The sequence below is a fragment of the Photorhabdus aballayi genome (assembly GCF_026153155.1).
Taxonomy (GTDB): Bacteria; Pseudomonadota; Gammaproteobacteria; order Enterobacterales; family Enterobacteriaceae; genus Photorhabdus; species Photorhabdus luminescens.
The window spans coordinates 1-19,917 of the sequence record NZ_JAPFCD010000074.1; the positions used below are offsets into that span (position 1 = coordinate 1).

A 19,917-nucleotide genomic window follows, 5' to 3' on the forward strand; every position below is an offset into this window, starting at 1 on the left:
TCATTCCGATTTAAGTACGGTAAATTAACGTATACGGTAGTTTGCTGTACGGAAATTGGATAAGTAAGTTTTAATATTGAGTTTGTATTCTCACATTATATTGTCATTGTTAGATTATCTCGGTTTAATAAGTAAAGTCCGTCATCAGCTTTCGTCCAGTATGAACTGTTGTGGTTCAATAACCCTGGATACCTATCCCCGAATAATCCTTCTCTTCTGACACCTAAAACAGATAAAAATCGGGTCATTTTTTTACATAAGTAGGGCAGGAAAAATACTAAGATGCCCTTAGTCAACTTATTAACCTAATTCTGGAAAGGATAATGCATATTCAGCACATTGGCGGCCATGCACCGCTTAGCCAAACTCAAGTTCCTCAGAACGCCTCAGTTTCTCCCCTACTTGAACAGGGCAACCGCTTGTTTGAACAGTCTGTCCGACGTGGTCCGCTGCATTTCCAGAGTTCGGATCTCAAGCATTTGATCACCGAATTGCGCCAGTTGCAGAGTGCTCCCAACAGCGCGCAAGCCCAACGGGTGCAGGATGCTATCCAGCACTGGGAGAACCACCACCCCAAAGAGGTGGCGGCCCGTAGCACTCTCCTTGCCGAGCTTAAACAGGGTCTGGCAGAGCAAGGCGCCGTGGTGCGTACCTTTCAACCAAAGGTAATGGCGTCCGGTTCCCAAGCGATGTTACAGCAGGCTATGCCAGCCTTACAGAAGATGGGGACTTACGCATGCACCGATGCCGGTACTTTCGTCAGCAAGCAACATCTTCATTATCAGCAAATTATGGAGAGATTGCGGTTATTCAATGACAGCCCGGAGCGCCTGAGGGGTAACAACCAAGCCAACATGATGTCCAACATGGCGGCTATCGCCGCTAGACAAGGCAACGTTAGCCTCAACCAACTGCAATCTATCGCTGCTCGTGTCGCTCAAGCTCAGGCTGGTTGCTGCACTACCTTGGCCTATTCTGCGGCAGCCGAACTGATGAAGCACAATCAAGGTGACCAACAGCGCATTGAGGTAGTCGCTCATCGTGGCTCCAAGGGGCATACCCAGACTCACTGTTTCGTGGTGGTCGGGCGCGATCCCAATAGTGAACTTAATAAACCCGAAACTTGGGGCTCCCAGGCATATGTCATCGATCCTTGGGCTGCGACCATAGGCGGTAAATTGCAAGGTACGCCGAGTAATCCTCCGATCGCCAACTTGTGGCCGCCGACTGAATCTGTGTTCGACAACCATAAAGAGTAACTATGTTTAATGCTTTATTATCGGAGCTGTGCCGACGCCTCGGACAGACCGAAGAATCTCTGCACTCGGAGGGGCTCGATCTGCCGCTCGGCCCTTTTAGTCTGCATATCCGCCAACGCGACGAACTGGTGACTTTGTTTATCCCGCTAGGTAATGTCGAACCTCGTTCGTTGGCTACACTGGCCGACTGGCCATCACTGCAATTGAGCCGCAGTGGTGAGGGCGAAACTCTGCTCTGGAGCCGTGAATGGCTGGAGAGATTGGATGCCGAGTTGTTGGCCAGTTTGGTCGAGCGGATGTTACAGCAAGCCAGGGACCTTACGGCTACGGCCCCTATCACCGAAAGCCAAGAATGGCCGCCGTTCAGTATCCAAGGGAGTTCATGGCACAAAGTTTAGGTGAAAAACCTTAAGAAGCTTTAAGAGATTAATCCGGTGTATTATTGCAAGCCACAGGTGATATTATTTTGTGCATTCGTTATACCATGCGTTGATTAATGGCCTAATTACTGAGTAAAGGCTCTCTCACTGGGGAGCTTAACGGAAATAATTTGTGAGAAATTCACAGGAATAGACTTTTAAATTAATTTTATATAATTGCTTGATTACGAGACTAAACCATCGGTGTCTATATTTGTGCGTAAAAATGAATAGGGGCGGTTTCCCACCCCTTACAGACTCTTAAGTAGGTTTCAGCAGGTCAAAGAATGCTAATCTGCGTTGACATGGTATTTCGAGGCCAATTAGCGGAAGTGTTCTGGTAGCTGAAGATACCGTTCTGGTAGCCATCGAGGCTGTATTCCTTAAGGAAACCAACCACAATTTGGCCCGCAGCACATGGCCAATTGTAGTACCCGTTTGTGATGCAAACAGGTGTAGAAGAGTACAGCGAGTATGGCAGTGCGCCGCCGTTCATCCAAGCAAAGGAGTTATATCCGTAGCCAATTTCCAGAACTGCGGCGCGGAGCTGCTGTCCTCCGTGATTGCAGTTTGTCACCGGCAAATTGGAAGTGTATTCCCACCCGCAATTCGTTGAGCCAACGGCATAGACCCACATATTGGTTAGCGGAGGTGCAGGGGCGTAAGCTACCCCAGATTTAATGTCGAGCTTTTTCTCTTCTTCGGCCCGGATAGGGCTCTCAGGGTTAGGCAGTAGCTGGGATTGCGCTGCTAGAGCATTTTGAGTAGTAGGGACCTCTTTTGGTTGCTCTGTTTGGGCATAGGCGTTAACGCCAAACAAGGAAGCAACAGATAACAACATGGCAAGTTTATTTTTCTTCACGACTGAATCCTCTTAGAAATGGAAAAGCACAATTCTAGGGAAGTGAGCAAAAATCACATCATCAAATTTTATTTATGTAACTGACGGAATTTAATCTGGTGTTGTCGTGTTTTTTCTTGTTTTGTTGTGAATGCCCGACTGTAAAATAATAAGAAAATTTTCTTAAATTTGGTTTTGGCTGATGAAAAATGGCTTCTTTTTTATTGCCTATTGAGCACATCTTGTACGGGACTGTCTGGAGAAAAAGATACCAGTACTGTGCTCAATAATGTCACTACCGTTGCGTGGAGATTATCTATTATTGACTGCTATTAACCTGTATTTCGCATCCCTGCTGCGATACCAGCAATGGTTACCATCAACGCTTGTTCAACCTGAGGATCGGCATGTTGTTGCTGACGGGAACGCAGTAATAGCTCTGCCTGTAGGACATTTAATGGATCAGTGTAAACATTACGCAAGGCGATTGATTCTGCAATCCACGGTAAATCTGCCATCAGGTGTTCATCTTTGGAAATAGCTAATACCGTTTTAATATCCGCAGAGAGTTGCTCACGCAGTTTCTGACCTAACGGCCATAAGCTCTTATCTACCAGACGATGATCGTAATATTCTGCCAACCATAAATCAGCTTTGGCGAAGACCATTTCCAACATCCCAATGCGAGTGGTAAAGAAAGGCCAATCCCGGCACATTTCTGCTAGTACATCCTGTTTTCCCTCATTCACAACTTTTTGTAGCGCAGCGCCTGCTCCTAACCAGGCTGGCAACATGAGGCGATTTTGTGTCCAGGCGAAAATCCACGGGATAGCGCGTAAACTTTCTACACCACCTGCCGGATGACGTTTGGCTGGGCGAGAACCTAAAGGCAGTTTTGCTAATTCCTGTTCTGGTGTTGCGGCACGGAAATAGGGTACAAAATCGGGCTGTTCACGCACATAATCACGATACATTTTGCAGGAAACATCAGACAGGGTATCCATCACCTGATGCCACTCTGGTTTAGGCTCCGGTGGCGGCAATAGGTTTGCTTCCAGAATTGCACTGGTATACAAGGCTAAGCTACTGATAGTGACCTGTGGCAGACCGAATTTAAAGCGGATCATTTCACCCTGTTCAGTCACACGTAGGCCGCCTTTCAGGCTTCCTGGTGGTTGGGAAAGCAGAGCAGCATGTGCCGGCGCACCGCCACGGCCGATAGTACCTCCGCGACCGTGGAACAAGGTCAGTGTGACGCCCTCGTTTTCACAGACCTTGATTAAGGCGTCCTGTGCTCGGTACTGCGCCCAGGCAGCAGCCATCACTCCGGCATCTTTTGCTGAATCAGAGTAACCAATCATCACCATCTGTTTGTCCTGAATCAGCGCGCGATACCATTTAATATTCATTAATTGCTGAATGACATTTTCGGCATTATTCAGGTCATCAAGGGTTTCGAATAGCGGGGCAACGGGTAAGGTAAACGGACAACCAGCTTCTTTCAGTAGCAAATGAACCGCTAGTACATCAGAAGGCACTTTAGCCATTGAGATAACGTAAGCGGCGATAGCGTCTTGCGGTGACTCTGCAATGACTTTGCAGGTTGCGAAAACTTCTTGTGTTTCAGCGCTTGGTTGCCAGTTATGTGGGATCAATGGACGTTTAGAACGCAGTTCATGTAGCAGGAAAGCTTGTTTCTCTTCTTCTGACCAACTAGTGTAGTTGCCTAATTCTAGGTATTGCGTCAGTTCAGAAATCGCGGTTGTATGGCGAGTGCTTTCTTGACGTACATCAATGCGTACCAGTGATAGGCCGAAGCAACGGATACGGCGTAAGATATCCAATAATTGACCATTGGCGATGATTTCCATCCCGCAGGTTTTTAGTGACTGATAACAGGCGTAAAGTGGTTGCCAAAGCTGTTCATTGTCCACCAGCAAATCAGTGGGTGGCAGAACTTGTTCACCTTTCAGTTGTTTCTCCAAATAGGTCAGCGTATTGCTGAGTTGTGTCCGCAGTTTTTTAGCAATTTCTCGGTAAGGTTCTAGAATTTCATCACCACCCGCCAGTTTACGAACTTCTGGTGTACATTCAGACATGGATAGCTCAGAAACCAGAACCTGAATATCTTTCAGGAATAGATCCGCTGCTTTCCAGCGGCTAAGGAGTAACACATGGCGAGTAACTTCAGATGTGACATTCGGGTTGCCGTCCCGGTCGCCGCCCATCCAGGAAGTAAAGCGAACAGGTACTGCTTCGACTGGCAAGCTGTAATTGATTGACTCTTCCAGTTGTTCATTGAATTCACGTAAGAATGCCGGTACACCTTCCCACAAGCTGTTTTCCACCATAGCAAACCCCCATTTAGCTTCATCAATTGGGGTAGGACGGATTTTGCGGATTTCATCGGTATGCCATGACTGGGCAACTAATTGACGCAGACGGCGCATAATGTTGTTACGCTCATAATCCGCGAGATCATCATGATCGAGTTGTGATAGGCAGGTGTTAACGGCCACCAGTTTATGGATCAATGTACGACGCGCGATCTCAGTTGGGTGAGCGGTGAGAACCAGCTCAATAGATAATTCGTTTACCGCTTTTTTCAGGTCGTCATTACTGAAATTTTTTTCTTTTAAACGGGTGAATAATTTCGCTAACGCAACGGGGTTACTGGCAGCTTCACCATGTGGAGAGATGCTGTGATACTGTTCTGCGACGTTTGTCAGGTTGAGAAATTGATTGAAAGCGCGGGCAACTGGCAATAGTTCATCATTAGATAGGTTTTGCAATGTAGATAATAGTTGCTGGCGGTGTGTTTCATTGCCCGCACGGGATGATTTGGATAATTTGCGTATAGTCTCAACTTTATCGAGAATATCTTCTCCTAACGCTTCTTTGATTGTGTCTCCGAGCAGCTTACCTAGCATGCTGACATTACTGCGCATTGCGGAATATTGTTGATTCATGTGACTTTTGGCCTTTATTGCTGGCAGAATGTTGATTCTGTTCCGGTAGAAAAATTTCATTTAAGTGGCAGAAAGTTGTTTTTTTGTGTCGCCACTGTTTCGCATTTACCCTAAACCCTCATATTCATATCAGAAAATCATCAGTTTGGGCGAAATTTCTAAAATTTAATGGCAGGTTGTATTCCATAAGTATTACTTATGCTCAGAAGGCTTGGGGAAGGTGCTTTTGTTTCTGTTGTGATGCTTGAGTCCCCCTGACTTTTGGGGGACGAGTAAAACGATTAACTATTGCTTAGACAAAAATGATCTATTAACTGGGAAATTATCTTTCTGGTGGGTTCAATAAACGACATATCAATGAATTCATCTGGTTGATGTGCCTGTTCAATAGATCCTGGGCCAAGGACTAATGTTGGACATAATTCCTGAATGAATGGTGCTTCGGTACAGTAGTTGACCGTTTCAGCCTTGCGGCCTAGCAGTTTCTCTATCACATCAATCATCTTGTGATCGGTTGGGCATGCATAACCGGGAATAGGGGGATGTAATTCGTTGATAGTCAGACGGCCAGGCCAACGTTGTTTCACGGGTTCCAGTGCTTCATTTAACAGCCCGTTCAGATCCTGCAACGTTAGTCCCGGTAATGGGCGAATATCCATATGTAATTCACAATGGGCACAAATACGATTTACTGCGTCACCTCCATGAATATAGCCGAAATTCATAGTTGGATATGGAATGGCAAATGCCGGGTTGTTATAACGCTCTTTTAGCGTATTGCGTAGTTCAATCAAGTGACCAATAGATTCGTGCATCAAATCAATGGCGTTTATACCACGATCTGGATCACTGGAATGTCCGGATTGGCCAACAATGCGGATAGCGTTCGATAAATGTCCTTTATGTGCACAGATAGGATGCAATGAAGTCGGTTCGCCGATAATCGCGAAATCTGGTCGAATAGCGGTACTTGCGGCAAAATAACGGGCTCCTGCCATTGTCGTCTCTTCATCTGCGGTTGCCAGAATGTACAGCGGATGGGTTATTTTACTGACGTCAATGTCCCGCAACGCATCAATAATAAAGGCGAAAAAGCCTTTCATATCTGCTGTACCTAAACCGTACAGTTTGTTATCTCGCTCTGTCAGGGTGAAGGGATCTTTAGTCCAGCGCCCATCGTCAAAGGGGACAGTATCAGTGTGTCCACATAAGAGTAGCCCACCTGGGCCACTCCCCAGTGTCGCCAGCAGATTGTATTTTCTGTGGGCTTCGGGGACGGGTTGTATCTCAATTTCGAAACCAATTTCCTTTAACCAACTTGCCAGTAGGTTGATGAGAGATTCATTACTCTGGTCAATACTGACATCGGTGGCGCTGATAGATGGAGTAGCGATTAATTGCTGAAATAGCTCAATAAATGGAGGTAATTTAATATTCACTGTTGACAGCCTTTATTCATGATAGTATCAATATTCATGCATTTTTTTTGAATAAAAATACATTATCCTGTTTAAATACTGAGCACAAGGTAAGATATCCTATGTTGAATACGCTGGTTGTTGGTGCAAGTGGTTACACCGGAGCAGAACTGGCAGCATATCTGCATCGTCATCCGTATACGAATCTGATTAGACTTATGGTTTCTGCTCAGAGCGTTGATGCAGATAAATGCTTCTCAGATTTACATCCACAGTATAAAGGCATTGTTGATCTACCGCTGCAACCAATGACTGATATTATTAATGCTGCTAAAGGGATTGATGTGGTTTTCCTTGCCACCGCCCATGAAGTTAGTCATGACATTGCGCCGCTATTTCTGGCGGCAGGTTGCACTGTATTCGATCTCTCCGGTGCCTATCGCGTACAAAACGCTCAGACTTATCAACAATACTACGGATTCAAACATAAGCATACTGAATGGTTAGCACAAGCAGTATATGGACTTGCCGAATGGCAGTCTGAAAAGATCAAACAGGCTCAATTGGTTGCTGTACCGGGGTGTTACCCAACAGTTTCTCAACTCTCTCTGAAGCCACTGTTGGAAAATAATTTGCTAGATACCAGCTATTGGCCAGTGATTAATGCTACCAGTGGCGTGAGTGGCGCAGGTCGGAAAGCCAGTATGACCAACAGTTTCTGCGAAATCAGTTTACAACCTTATGGAATATTTACTCATCGTCATCAACCGGAGATTGAGGAACATCTGGGAACCAGGGTGATTTTTACTCCGCATCTTGGCAATTTCGCACGGGGTATTCTTGCCACAATTACCTGTAAATTGAAGCCGGGTGTTACCGCAGAACAGATAAATGAAGTTTATCAGCAAGCATACAAAGATAAGCCATTGGTGAGGCTCTACAGCAAAGGAGTGCCGGCATTGAAATCCGTTATTGGGCTACCGTTCTGTGATATTGGTTTTGTTGTACAGGGTGATCATCTGATTGTTGTGGGTACTGAGGATAATCTTTTGAAGGGCGCGGCAGCTCAGGCAGTTCAGTGTATGAATATACGTTTTGGGTTTGAAGAGACTCAGGCATTACTTTAATTATTGACGTGAAGGAGTAAAGAAGATGGAACCTTTGGTCATAAAGTTAGGTGGCGTGTTACTGGACAATGAAGAAGCATTGGAACGCGTGTTTACTACATTGCAGGAATATCGGCAAACACACAAACGCCAGTTGGTTATTGTTCATGGTGGTGGTTATTTGGTGGATGAACTGATGCAGAAGTTGCAACTGCCAATAGTAAAGGAGCAAGGGTTGCGGGTAACACCCGCTGATCAAATTGGGATTATCACCGGCGCATTAGCGGGTATAGCCAATAAAACCTTATTGTCGTGGGCGACTAAATATCAACTTGCATCAGTTGGATTATATTTGGGAGATGGTAATGTGGTCAGGGTTTCCCAACTGAATGAAGAATTGGGGCATGTGGGAAAAGCGATACCGGGCGATGCTAAGTTGCTGAAAACGCTACTGGATGCAGGTTACATACCCATTATCAGCTCGATTGGGGTAACAGATAAAGGAGAGTTGATGAATGTGAATGCTGATCAGGCAGCAACGGCGGTAGCTCAGACACTAGGCGCTGATTTAGTATTGCTCTCTGATGTTAGCGGTATTTTGGATGGTAAAGGGCAGAAAATCCCTGACATAAATGCTGAGAAAGCAGAGCAACTTATTGCACATGGCATCATTACTGACGGCATGATTGTGAAGGTGGATGCTGCTTTAGATGCAGCTAGGACACTAGGTCGCCCGGTAGATATCGCCAGTTGGCGTCATGCAGATCAACTGACCGACCTGTTTAACGGTGTTCCCGTCGGTACTCGTATTCTGGCTTAAATTAAGTTTGATTAATTTTCGGCAAAGCTTTGCTGATAAATAACAACGGAATTTCAAAGGATAACTTCATGCATACTAAAGATATTAAAAAGATCGTTCTTGCCTATTCTGGTGGTCTGGATACTTCTGCCATTATTCCTTGGCTGAAAGAGCATTATGACAATTGTGAAGTTGTTGCGTTTGTCGCTGATGTGGGACAAAGCCGTGAAGATCTGGAGGGTGTGGAGCAGAAAGCTTTACGATCTGGCGCATCAGAATGTCACGTTGTAGATCTACGTGAGGAATTCATCAAAGATTATGTTTATCCGGTACTAAAAACCGGTGCTTTGTATGAAGGTAGCTATTTATTGGGCACTTCAATGGCACGACCTATTATTGCTAAAGCACAGGTTGAGTTGGCACTGAAAGTGGGGGCAGATGCACTTGCTCATGGCGCAACAGGTAAGGGTAACGATCAGGTTCGGTTTGAAAGCACTTATACGGCATTAGCCCCTCAGCTAAAAGTAATTGCGCCGTGGAGAGAGTGGGATTTGCGTTCTCGTGAAGCGTTGTTGGATTATCTGAAAGTGCGAGATATTCCAACAACGGCAACATTGGAGAAAATTTACAGCCGTGATGAAAATGCATGGCATATCTCGACCGAAGGTGGCGTACTGGAAAGCACCTGGAATGCATCCAATAAAGATTGTTGGGTGTGGACAGTTGATCCAGAAGAGGCGCCAAATGAAGCGGAATTGGTCAGTGTCACGATTGAGAAAGGCGAGGTTGTTGGAGTCAACGGCAAGATAATATCTCCATATCAATGCCTTGAAGCGCTGAATGTTATAGGGGCAAAACATGGTATCGGTCGGATCGATATCGTGGAAAACCGGCTGGTGGGCATAAAATCTCGCGGTTGTTATGAAACACCGGGAGGGACCATTATGATGGCCGCGTTGCGTGGTGTTGAACAACTGGTTCTGGACCGCGATAGCTTTAAGTGGCGTCAGCAGCTTGGGCTGGAAATGTCCTATGTTGTTTATGACGGACGTTGGTTTGCCCCGCTACGTCAGTCTATTCAGGCAGCCGCAGAGGCGCTGGCTGAGGATGTCAGCGGTGAAGTCGTATTGAAACTCTATAAAGGCCAGGTGACAGCGATCCAGAAGAGATCCACAAATAGCCTTTATTCTGAAGCGTTTGCAACGTTTGGTGAAGATGAGGTTTACGATCACAGCCATGCAGCAGGATTCATCCGTCTGTATTCGCTCTCTTCACGTATTCGGGCATTAAATAGTAAAGAGTAATTTCATCGTTCGTAGTTGTGGAGATAATGGTTAGGTTGTTAACTTATTCTTAATACTTGATTTTTCTGGCCTATTATCTCCATTTTGCGTTTATAAAAGACAATAAATCACTCAGACATCAGATAATCAGGAACGAAAATATGGCACTCTGGGGCGGGCGTTTCAGTCAGAAAGCAGATCAACGGTTCAAACAATTTAACGATTCACTTCGCTTTGATTACCGGTTGGCGGAACAGGACATTACCGGTTCAGTTGCATGGTCGAAAGCGCTGGTAACGGTTGGCGTGCTAACCGTTGAGGAACAACAAAAACTGGAGTTGGCATTAAATGAATTGCTGAATGAGGTTCAGTCTAATCCACAAGCCATCTTGCAAAGTGATGCAGAAGATATCCACAGTTGGGTAGAAGGGCAGTTGATCAGTAAAGTTGGCGAGCTGGGTAAAAAGCTCCATACTGGCCGTAGCCGTAACGATCAGGTGGCAACAGATCTCAAACTGTGGTGTAAAGGATATATTTCACATCTCCATCAGGCGATTGTTGAGTTACAGCAGGCATTGGTGGTTACCGCGGAGAATAATCAGGATGCGGTGATGCCGGGCTATACCCATCTGCAAAGAGCACAGCCTATTACCTTTGCTCACTGGTGTTTAGCATATGTAGAAATGTTGGTCCGTGATGAAAATCGGTTACAGGATACGTTAAAACGATTGAATACCAGCCCGCTTGGGTGTGGTGCATTGGCTGGAACCGCTTATGATATTGACCGCGAACAACTTGCATCGTGGCTAGGTTTTGCTTCAGCGACGCGTAACAGCTTGGATAGTGTTTCAGATCGTGACCATGTATTGGAACTGCTATCTAATGCCAGTATCAGTATGATCCATCTTTCCCGTTTTGCGGAAGACCTAATTTTCTTTAATAGTGGTGAAGCAGGATTTATTGAACTGTCAGATCGAGTTACTTCCGGTTCTTCTCTGATGCCACAGAAGAAAAACCCGGATGCATTGGAGTTAATCCGTGGGAAATGTGGCCGGGTGCAGGGGGCATTGACCGGTATGATGATGACCTTAAAAGGTCTGCCGCTGGCCTATAATAAAGATATGCAAGAGGATAAAGAGGGGTTGTTTGATGCGTTGGACACTTGGCTAGATTGTTTGCATATGGCAGCGTTGGTGTTAGATGGCATTCAGGTCAGGCGTTCACGTTGTGCAGAAGCAGCTAAACAGGGTTATGCTAACGCGACCGAGTTAGCTGATTATTTGGTTGCAAAAGGTGTTCCATTCCGTGAAGCTCACCATATTGTTGGGGAAATTGTGATTATGGCGCTTGCTCAGGGTAAGGCACTGGAAGCGTTGTCATTAACAGAGTTGCAGAAGTTCAGCAGTGCAATTACTGAAGATGTATATGATATTTTGTCTCTGCAATCTTGTCTGGACAAACGCCTTGCAAAGGGTGGCGTATCGCAAAAACAGGTCGTGAAAGCGATTGTAGAGGCTAAGCAGAGGCTAAAATTAAGTTAGTCATTATCAGCAGGGGGGATTAATCTATCCCCTGTAAAATAAATGAGATCTTTATATATAAGTTTTTAATGATTATCTGATAGTCTTTTCCTCACATTGATATAATTATTTATTGGTAGTTTCTATCATTTATATTAAATATGTTGAGGTGGGAATGAATATCCGCGATCTGGAATATCTTGTGGCGCTTGCTGAGCATCGGCACTTTCGCCATGCTGCTGATTCTTGCCACGTCAGCCAACCTACATTAAGCGGGCAAATTCGTAAGCTTGAGGATGATCTGGGTGTAATGTTATTAGAGCGCACCAGCCGTAAAGTTTTGTTCACTCAACAAGGGATGTTATTAGTAGAACAGGCCAGAACGGTTCTCCGTGAAGTTAGGATTTTGCAGGAAATGGCGTCACTTCAAGGGGAAAACATGTCTGGTCCTCTGCATATTGGTCTGATCCCTACAATTGGTCCATATCTGTTGCCTCATATTATTCCTGGGCTTCATGGCTTGTTTCCTAAGTTGGAAATGTATCTGTATGAAGCCCAGACGCAAAGTCTGTTAGCCCAGTTGGATAGTGGCAAATTGGACTGTGCGATTCTGGCAATGGTTAAGGAGACAAGAGCCTTCATTGAAGTACCATTGTTTGAAGAACCCATGAAACTAGCTATCTATGATGGTCATCCTTGGGCAGAGCGAAAAAAAATTGCGATGGATGAATTGGCAGGTGAAAAATTGTTGATGCTAGAAGATGGTCATTGCTTGCGTGATCAGGCTATGGGGTTCTGTTTTCAGGCTGGCGCGAAGGAAGATACCCATTTTCGTGCAACCAGTTTGGAAACTCTGCGTAATATGGTTGCTGCCGGTAGTGGAATAACCTTATTACCTGATCTGGCAGTGCCACAAGAGAAAAAACGTGATGGAGTCTGTTATCTGGAGTGTAGCAACCCTGAACCTAAGCGATCTGTTATTTTGATTTATCGTCCTGGTTCACCTCTGCGTGGTCGCTATGAGCAACTGGCAGAGGCTATTAGAGCTAAAATGGGCACTTATTACGAACAATCAAAATAGCCGGTTCAGGCCATTTAGAGCTGCGACACGATAGGCTTCAGCCATAGTCGGATAGTTGAAAGTAGTATTGACGAAATATTCGATAGTATTACTTTCACCTTTCTGTTCCATAATCGCTTGGCCGATATGAATGATTTCAGCCGCACGTTCCCCGAAACAATGAATACCAAGAATCTCTTTTGTTTCTCTATGGAACAGTATTTTTAGGCTTCCTACGTTCATCCCCGCAATTTGTGCGCGTGCAAGATGCTTAAATTGTGCGCGTCCAACTTCATAAGGCACTTTCATTGCTGTTAATTGTTGTTCGGTTTTACCTACAGAGCTGATTTCAGGAATGGTATAGATACCTGTTGGAATATCTTCAATCAGATGAACTTCGGCGTTTCCTTTCGCCATTGCTTGGGCGGCAATTCGGCCTTGATCATAAGCGGCGGAGGCCAAGCTTGGGTAACCGATAACATCTCCTACAGCGTAGATGTTTTCATTGCTGGTTTGATAGATTTTGTTAACTTTCAGTAAACCGCGGCTATCTGCTTCCAGACCAACGTTTTTCAGCCCTAAAGTATCAGTATTACCTGTTCGGCCATTAGCATAAAGCAGACAATCAGCTTTGACTTTTTTACCGGATTTGAGATGAACGATAACACCATCATCAACACCTTCAATTTTAGAATATTCTTCATTGTGGCGGATAACTATACCGCTATTCCAGAAATGGTAAGACAGTGCATCTGACATCTCTTGATCAAGGAAAGCCAGTAAGTGATTACGAGTGTTGATCAAATCAACTTTTACGCCTAATCCACGGAAGATTGAAGCATACTCGCAACCAATTACTCCGGCGCCATAAATAATGACGTGCCGTGGTTCATGATCCAGTTTCAGAATGGAATCGCTGTTATAAATACGGGAATGGGTGAAATCAACATCTGGTGGACAATATGGACGAGAACCGGTTGCGATAATAATCTTATCTGCGCTTAAAATATCGTAGTTATCGTCGGCATAGCGCACACTCACCCGGTGATCATCAATGAATGTTGCTTCTCCGGAAAACATACGACACCCATTACGTTCATAAAATCCCTGTCGCATTCTAGTTTGCTGATTAATCACCATTTCAGCACGGCGTAAGATTTCAGCAAATGAAGAGCGAAGAATGCGGGAATTGTCGCTGTACAGAGGGTTTTGGTTAAATTCGATAATACGGCTGACGGCGTGGCGGAGGGCTTTGGACGGGATGGTGCCCCAATGAGTACAACCACCACCAACATTATTATAGCGTTCGATAACAGCAACGCTTTTACCCTGCTTCACCAATCCCATTGCTGCTCCTTCTCCACCGGGACCAGAACCAATGACAATGGCGTCAAAATGAATATGTTGCATATGAGGAAAGACCTGTTTTTACACAAAATTACAACGCCATATTAACATCGGTTGACTTAATAACCCAATCGTCATAAGGATTTTATGTCATCGTTTAGGGTAAATTGAACATAGTTTTACCCGTTACGTTAATCTGGCATAAGACCATGAAGCTTTTGGAAAATAAATAATTATCTAATGACCGAATTGAATTAACAAAGGGGAATACTCCTCTTAATGATTTTCTGACTGCGTGTAGTTACCTTTATCATCCTAATATCTAATAAGAAAATGCGCTGAGAAAATGACATTGATCATTATAAATGACATGATAAGCACATCATTACGGCAAACGCGTTAAAATTTGGTATATTTCCTAACATGTAGTTCAGATAAAGAGTCAGGATTCGTGTGAGTAACGTTATCGGCATCAGAGCGAAACAGAAAGAAAAAACTCGTCGTTCACTGATTGAAGCTGCTTTCAGCCAGTTGAGTGCCGAAAGGAGTTTTACCAGCCTTAGCTTGCGTGAAGTCGCCCGCGAAGCAGGTATTGCGCCAACTTCATTTTATCGTCATTTTCGCGATGTTGATGAGCTTGGGCTGACTATGGTGGATGAAAGTGGTTTGATGTTACGTCAGTTAATGAGGCAAGCCCGGCAACGTATTGCTAAAGGCGGCAGTGTCATCCGCACGTCTGTTTCAACTTTTATGGAATTTATCGGTAATAACCCAAATGCATTCCGATTATTATTACGTGAACGTTCAGGGACCTCTGCTGAATTTCGTGCCGCTGTCGCACGGGAAATACAACATTTTATTGCTGAACTGGCAGACTATTTAGAACAGGAAAGCTGTATGCCGAGGCATTTTACTGAAGTGCAGGCAGAGGCGATGGTAACAATAGTATTCAGTGCAGGTGCAGAAGCACTGGATATTGATTTGGAGAAAAGACAGCGTTTAGAGGAACGTTTAGTCTTGCAGCTACGGATGATTGCTAAAGGTGCATATTATTGGTATCGCAAAGAAATGAATCCACCGAACCCTAAACTTAAATAACTATGAAGGAGGAGAACGAAATGATGGAACAATATCGCCAGGATAAAAGTACATTGTTACTCGCTTTTATTGTCGGATTAGCAACGAATGGAACGTTTTCAGCAGTTTTTAGCTCAGTTGTTTCTTTTTCAGTTTTCCCATTGATAGCACTGATTTTATCAATTTATTGTATCCATCAGCGCTATTTGAACTACTCCATGCCAGATGGAATGCCTAAGCTGGTTGTCGCCTGTTTCCTATTAGGATTATTTAGTTATAGTGCGATTATCAGGGTTGAATACCCTGAAATTGGCTCTAATTTTTTACCCGCGGTAATGGGGACTGTACTGGTATTCTGGATTTACAGAAAGGTAAAAATTCGTAAAAACCAGGTAATTACAGAAAATAGTCATTAATTGGTGAAAAGCGCCGGCGAGATAACTATCTGCCGGCATTTCTGTTTTATATGTTCGTCAAGTATCAGTTTAATTTTTCCAGAAGTACGCCGCATTCCATATGATGTGTATAAGGAAACTGATCAAATAGAGCCAGACGGCTGATTTTATGTGTTTGAGTTAATGTTTCCAGATTATGACAAAGGGTTTCCGGGTTACAGGAAATATAAAGAATCCGTGGGTATGCTTGGACCATCTCAAGCGTTTTTTCATCAAGGCCGCTACGAGGCGGATCGACAAAAATAGTTTCACATTGATAGCTTTTTAAATCGATCCCCTGAAGGCGATTAAATTCGCGTTCACCATTCATTGCTTGGGTGAATTCCTCTGCTGACATTCGGATAATTTGTACATTATCAATACCATTGGCTGCAATATTGTATTGAGCGGCAGCAACGGATGGCTTGGCGATTTCTGTTGCCAATACGCGTTCAAAATTTTGAGCTAATGCCAGAGAGAAATTACCATTACCACAGTAAAGCTCAAGTAAATCACCTTTTGAATCCCTGGTAATATTAATTGCCCATTCAAGCATATGAATATTGACGCTAGCATTGGGCTGGGTGAAGCTGTTTTCTACTTGGCGATAAATCATTTTCCGGCCTGCAACAGGTAAAACCTCATCAATATAATCATGATTCAATGTGATTTTGGTTTTAGCAGCTCTGCCGATTAACTCAACGTCAAATCCTTTATTTCTTAACGCCTCACGCAGTTTTAATGCCTGTTGTATCCATTCATCACCTAGTTTTTTGTGATAAAGCAAAGAAACAAGGATTTTATTACTGCAAGTAGACAGATAATCAATTTGAAATAGCTTATGACGCAAAATCTGTTCCGATCTGATAGCGTCAATCAATACTATCATCATTTTGTTGATTAATTTACTGGCGACAGGGAATTGAACAAGGCGTATGCGCTGTTTCGTCTGTTGATCGAACATAATATGGTACAAATCATCCTGCTCATGCCAGATTCGAAATTCTGCTCGCATTCTGTAATGAGATAGCGATGAACGGAAAACCTCTGGCTCCGGGGCCTGGAAAGGCGCCATCATGTTTTTTAAGCGGCTAACCTTCTCCGTCAGTTGCTGCTCATAGCTTTCCGTTGGCAGGGGATTTTGCATTATGTTTGTTCTCTTATATCTGTAGTAAGAAAAATTTTCGTGCGAAATTGTAGGGAAAGAGCAAAGGATGTCCAGTTTTCTTATTACTCGTACATGATCCTGTCTATGCTTACTATTATGAATAATGAATAGGCTCAGCGCTTCTTAGCGTATCCTTCTGACAATAAATTGTGGGATGTTTTCTCATGATAAATAAAAATCGGTTTTTATTGTTCACTGTTTCAATTGTGGTGATTTCTAGTTGGAATCAAACCTCTGTTGCGGTGGAGTCACAGGATTCATTAGTTGTGACGGCGAGTCGTTTTAAACAGCCGGTATCAAGCATACTGGCTCCTTATACTGTTGTAACACGAGATGAAATTGATCGTTGGCAGTCAAATAGTGTAGCCGATATTTTGCGCCGTCTACCCGGGGTGGATATTGCTCAACATGGCGGTATTGGACAGTTAAGCTCTCTGTTTATACGTGGCACTCATTCTAGTCATGTATTAGTACTGATGGATGGAATACGTTTGAATCAAGCGGGTATCAGTGGTTCCTCTGATTTAAGCCAAATACCGGTATCATTGGTTCAAAAAATTGAATATGTCCGCGGACCACGTTCCGCTGTTTATGGTTCTGATGCTATTGGTGGTGTTATTAATATCATTACCACCAGAGAGAAACCAGGAACCAACTTTAACGTAGGTATCGGCTCACATGGTTATCAGACTTATGATGGCTCAACTCAACAAAAGTTAGCTGAAAATACAACCCTGACAGCAGCAGCTAACTATACTTACACTAAAGGATACGATGTTGTTGCTGATGGTAATACCGGTGGTTTTAGGCAGCCTGATCGTGATGGCTTTATGAGTAAAATGCTTTGGTTGGGAGTCGATCAAAAATTTAATGAGCAAGTCAGTGGATTTGTTCGAGCTTATGGCTATGACAATAGAACATCTTATGATGCGGATATTAATTGGAGTTATCCATATGCCAGACCGGATACTCGTGAACTTTATAGCCGCCACTATGACACGGGGATCAGATTTAACCGGGGGATCTACTCATCCCAATTAATTGCAAGTTATAGCCATATAAAAGACTATAACTTTGATCCTAAATATGGGCGCTATGATAAGTCTGCTAGCCTTAATGATTCTGAACAATATAACCTGCAATGGGGAAATACTTTTCAGCTATATCAGGGCATGGTCAGCATCGGTGTGGATTTCCAAAAACAATCGATAGAAGCTGGAACCAGTTATATTCCGAAGAGTGAAACGGTACGTAATACGGGGATATATCTGACAGCACAGCAACAACTGAAAGACTTTATTTTAGAAGGTGCAATTCGTTCAGATAAACATTCAGAAGCTGGTTGGAATACCACATGGCAAGCCAGTTTAGGTTGGGAGTTTATTAAAGATTATCGTTTGATCGCTTCTTATGGTACGGCATTTAAGGCTCCAACGCTTAGCCAGATGTATGGTTTTGGTGGTAATCATGATTTGAAACCGGAAGAAAGTACACAATGGGAAGGTGGTATTGAAGGCATCACAGGCCAGCTAAATTGGCGTCTGACTGTATATCGCAATGAGATTGAGCAATTGATCGATTATGCAAATAACCGTTACTACAATATTGGTAGAGCAAAAATTAAAGGTGTTGAATGGACTGGCTCAATGGACACAGGCATTTTTCAGCATCAATTGACTGTACAATATATTGACCCCCGTAATGGTGAAACTAATGAAATTTTAGTTCGTCGAGCGAAGCAGCAAGTGAAATATCAACTTGACTGGCAGCTATATGATTTTGATTGGGGGTTAACTTATCAATATCTAGGGCGACGTTATGACAACGATTTCAATACATTCCCAGCTAAACGTGTGAAATTAGGCGGCGTCAGCTTTTGGGACTTAACGGTTTCATATCCAGTCACTTCCTATTTGACAATTCGTGCTAGAATAGCCAACCTGCTTGATAAAGATTATGAGACAGTTTATGGCTATCGCATTCCAGGACGTGAATACTACCTCACTGGGAGCTATAACTTCTGATTTAAATAAAGCCGCGCGCCCGACAGTTTTAGTGTTTGATTCTGGGGTAGGCGGCTTATCTATTTACCAAGAGATACGGCAATTATTGCCAGATCTCCACTATATATATGCTTTTGATAACGAAGCATTCCCTTATGGTGAAAAATCGGAAGAATTTATTGTTGAACGAGTCGTTCAAATTGTTGGGGCTGTTCAACAAAAACACCCCCTGACAATAGCGGTTATTGCATGTAACACTGCAAGTACAGTCAGTTTACCCGCTCTACGTGAGCGGTTCAGCTTTCCGGTTGTTGGTGTGGTTCCAGCGATAAAGCCCGCAGCAAAGTTAACTCGTAATGGTGTTGTTGGATTATTGGCGACTAGGGCGACAGTTAATCGTTCCTATACAAAAGAACTTATCGAAAAGTTTGCGACAGATTGCAGGATTGAATCTATAGGTTCTGCTGAATTGGTAGAATTAGCTGAAGTTAAACTGCATGGTGGTAAGGTTTCTTCCGACACTTTAAAAAAGATACTGAAGCCGTGGCTAGGAATGACAGAACCGCCTGACACGGTAGTATTGGGTTGTACCCATTTTCCACTATTAGCAGAAGAATTAGTTCAGATATTACCTGATGGCACACGCTTAATTGATTCTGGCGCCGCTATTGCTCGAAGAACGGCTTGGTTGGTTAAGCATCAGAGTAATCTTGTTTGTACTTCAGCGGATAGTCTTGCTTATTGTATGGAAATGAATGCAGATACTGGTGCATTAATCCCCGTTTTGCAGGAATATGGATTTGTGAAACTGGAAAAGTTGATAACTTAAGTTAAATTTGATGGAATAATCATCGGTCGTTAACTTTTTTCAAAATAATTATTGCCAGCGTCAAAGAACTCCCTATAATGCGCCACCACTGACCGACACAACGCTGATAAACATTGTGAGGTCGGGCAGAGAAAAAGCGAATAAGCGCTTGACTCTGCGGGCGAAAAGCGTAATATACGCAGCCCGGCTGACCGAGAATGTTAAATTTTATGTCAGCCTGCTCTTTAACAATTAATCAGACAATCTGTGTGGGCACTCACAAGACCGTATCACAAAAAAATACGTTTTAAAGTCTTGAAGAGTGAACAACAGTTAATTCATTACGAACTAACAGTACAATTCTTTGAGCATCAAGCTTTTAATTGAAGAGTTTGATCATGGCTCA

Annotated in this window: 16 protein-coding genes; 11 read left to right on the forward strand and 5 right to left on the reverse strand. The window is 43.8% G+C overall.

All coding sequences use genetic code 11. From position 1 onward, the window contains the following. Positions 1–500: 500 nt before the first annotated feature. Together OO184_RS22615 and OO184_RS22620 are read left to right on the forward strand one after the other, a co-directional pair. On the forward strand, positions 501–1,259 hold the full coding sequence (locus OO184_RS22615; RefSeq protein WP_265381113.1) for a hypothetical protein: 759 nt from the start codon (positions 501–503) through the stop codon (positions 1,257–1,259). Positions 1,260–1,387: 128 nt separating this feature from the next. Next, positions 1,388–1,657 (forward strand): type III secretion system chaperone family protein, encoded by a 270-nt coding sequence (locus OO184_RS22620; protein WP_254921001.1) that lies wholly within the window; start codon positions 1,388–1,390, stop codon positions 1,655–1,657. 301 nt (positions 1,658–1,958) lie between these two features. Here the strand turns inward: OO184_RS22620 and OO184_RS22625 are convergent, their stop codons facing one another. The 3 genes from OO184_RS22625 to argE form a co-directional block, all read right to left on the reverse strand. Continuing rightward, entirely contained in the window at positions 1,959–2,540 is a 582-nt protein-coding gene (locus tag OO184_RS22625; protein WP_265381114.1) for a YolA family protein, read from the reverse strand. A 311-nt stretch (positions 2,541–2,851) separates the two neighbouring features. After that, positions 2,852–5,488, reverse strand: coding sequence for a phosphoenolpyruvate carboxylase (gene ppc, locus OO184_RS22630; RefSeq protein WP_265381115.1), 2,637 nt, complete (start codon positions 5,486–5,488; stop codon positions 2,852–2,854). 281 nt (positions 5,489–5,769) lie between these two features. After that, positions 5,770–6,927, reverse strand: coding sequence for an acetylornithine deacetylase (gene argE / locus OO184_RS22635; protein WP_265381116.1), 1,158 nt, complete (start codon positions 6,925–6,927; stop codon positions 5,770–5,772). Positions 6,928–7,028: 101 nt separating this feature from the next. Here argE and argC point away from each other — a divergent pair, with 101 nt between their 5' ends. The 5 genes from argC (at position 7,029) to oxyR (ending at position 12,695) form a co-directional block, all read left to right on the forward strand. Then, positions 7,029–8,033 carry an N-acetyl-gamma-glutamyl-phosphate reductase gene (gene argC, locus OO184_RS22640; protein ID WP_265381117.1) on the forward strand — a complete coding sequence of 335 codons (1,005 nt, stop codon included), beginning with the start codon at positions 7,029–7,031 and terminating at the stop codon, positions 8,031–8,033. Between the two features lie 25 nt (positions 8,034–8,058). Then, positions 8,059–8,832 carry an acetylglutamate kinase gene (argB, locus tag OO184_RS22645; RefSeq protein ID WP_265381118.1) on the forward strand — a complete coding sequence of 258 codons (774 nt, stop codon included), beginning with the start codon at positions 8,059–8,061 and terminating at the stop codon, positions 8,830–8,832. 68 nt (positions 8,833–8,900) lie between these two features. Then, positions 8,901–10,115 (forward strand): argininosuccinate synthase, encoded by a 1,215-nt coding sequence (locus OO184_RS22650; protein WP_265381119.1) that lies wholly within the window; start codon positions 8,901–8,903, stop codon positions 10,113–10,115. Between the two features lie 140 nt (positions 10,116–10,255). Continuing rightward, positions 10,256–11,635, forward strand: a complete 1,380-nt coding sequence (argH, locus tag OO184_RS22655; RefSeq protein WP_265381120.1) for an argininosuccinate lyase — start codon at positions 10,256–10,258, stop codon at positions 11,633–11,635. Between the two features lie 154 nt (positions 11,636–11,789). Further along, positions 11,790–12,695, forward strand: a complete 906-nt coding sequence (gene oxyR, locus OO184_RS22660) for a DNA-binding transcriptional regulator OxyR (protein WP_265381121.1) — start codon at positions 11,790–11,792, stop codon at positions 12,693–12,695. Here oxyR and sthA read toward each other — a convergent pair. Beyond that, positions 12,687–14,084: a Si-specific NAD(P)(+) transhydrogenase gene (gene sthA / locus OO184_RS22665; RefSeq protein ID WP_036782578.1), complete on the reverse strand. Its 1,398-nt coding sequence runs from the start codon at positions 14,082–14,084 to the stop codon at positions 12,687–12,689. The two genes, oxyR and sthA, sit on opposite strands and share 9 nt — an antisense overlap. 390 nt (positions 14,085–14,474) lie before the next feature. Between sthA and fabR the strand changes: the two genes are divergently transcribed. Both fabR and OO184_RS22675 read left to right on the forward strand, forming a co-directional pair. Further along, on the forward strand, positions 14,475–15,119 hold the full coding sequence (fabR, locus tag OO184_RS22670; protein ID WP_049584869.1) for an HTH-type transcriptional repressor FabR: 645 nt from the start codon (positions 14,475–14,477) through the stop codon (positions 15,117–15,119). Positions 15,120–15,142: 23 nt separating this feature from the next. Next, a complete protein-coding gene (locus tag OO184_RS22675; protein WP_265381124.1) occupies positions 15,143–15,514 on the forward strand; it encodes a YijD family membrane protein in 372 nt (123 codons plus the stop codon). Between the two features lie 64 nt (positions 15,515–15,578). Here the strand turns inward: OO184_RS22675 and trmA are convergent, their stop codons facing one another. Then, positions 15,579–16,682, reverse strand: a complete 1,104-nt coding sequence (gene trmA / locus OO184_RS22680; protein WP_265381125.1) for a tRNA (uridine(54)-C5)-methyltransferase TrmA — start codon at positions 16,680–16,682, stop codon at positions 15,579–15,581. Positions 16,683–16,864: 182 nt separating this feature from the next. Between trmA and btuB the strand changes: the two genes are divergently transcribed. Further along, complete coding sequence (gene btuB, locus OO184_RS22685) at positions 16,865–18,724, forward strand: TonB-dependent vitamin B12 receptor BtuB (RefSeq protein ID WP_265381122.1); 1,860 nt, start codon at positions 16,865–16,867, stop codon at positions 18,722–18,724. Then, positions 18,669–19,532 (forward strand): glutamate racemase, encoded by an 864-nt coding sequence (gene murI / locus OO184_RS22690; RefSeq protein WP_265381123.1) that lies wholly within the window; start codon positions 18,669–18,671, stop codon positions 19,530–19,532. The genes btuB and murI overlap by 56 nt, the downstream gene beginning before the upstream one ends. Positions 19,533–19,917 lie beyond the last annotated feature (385 nt).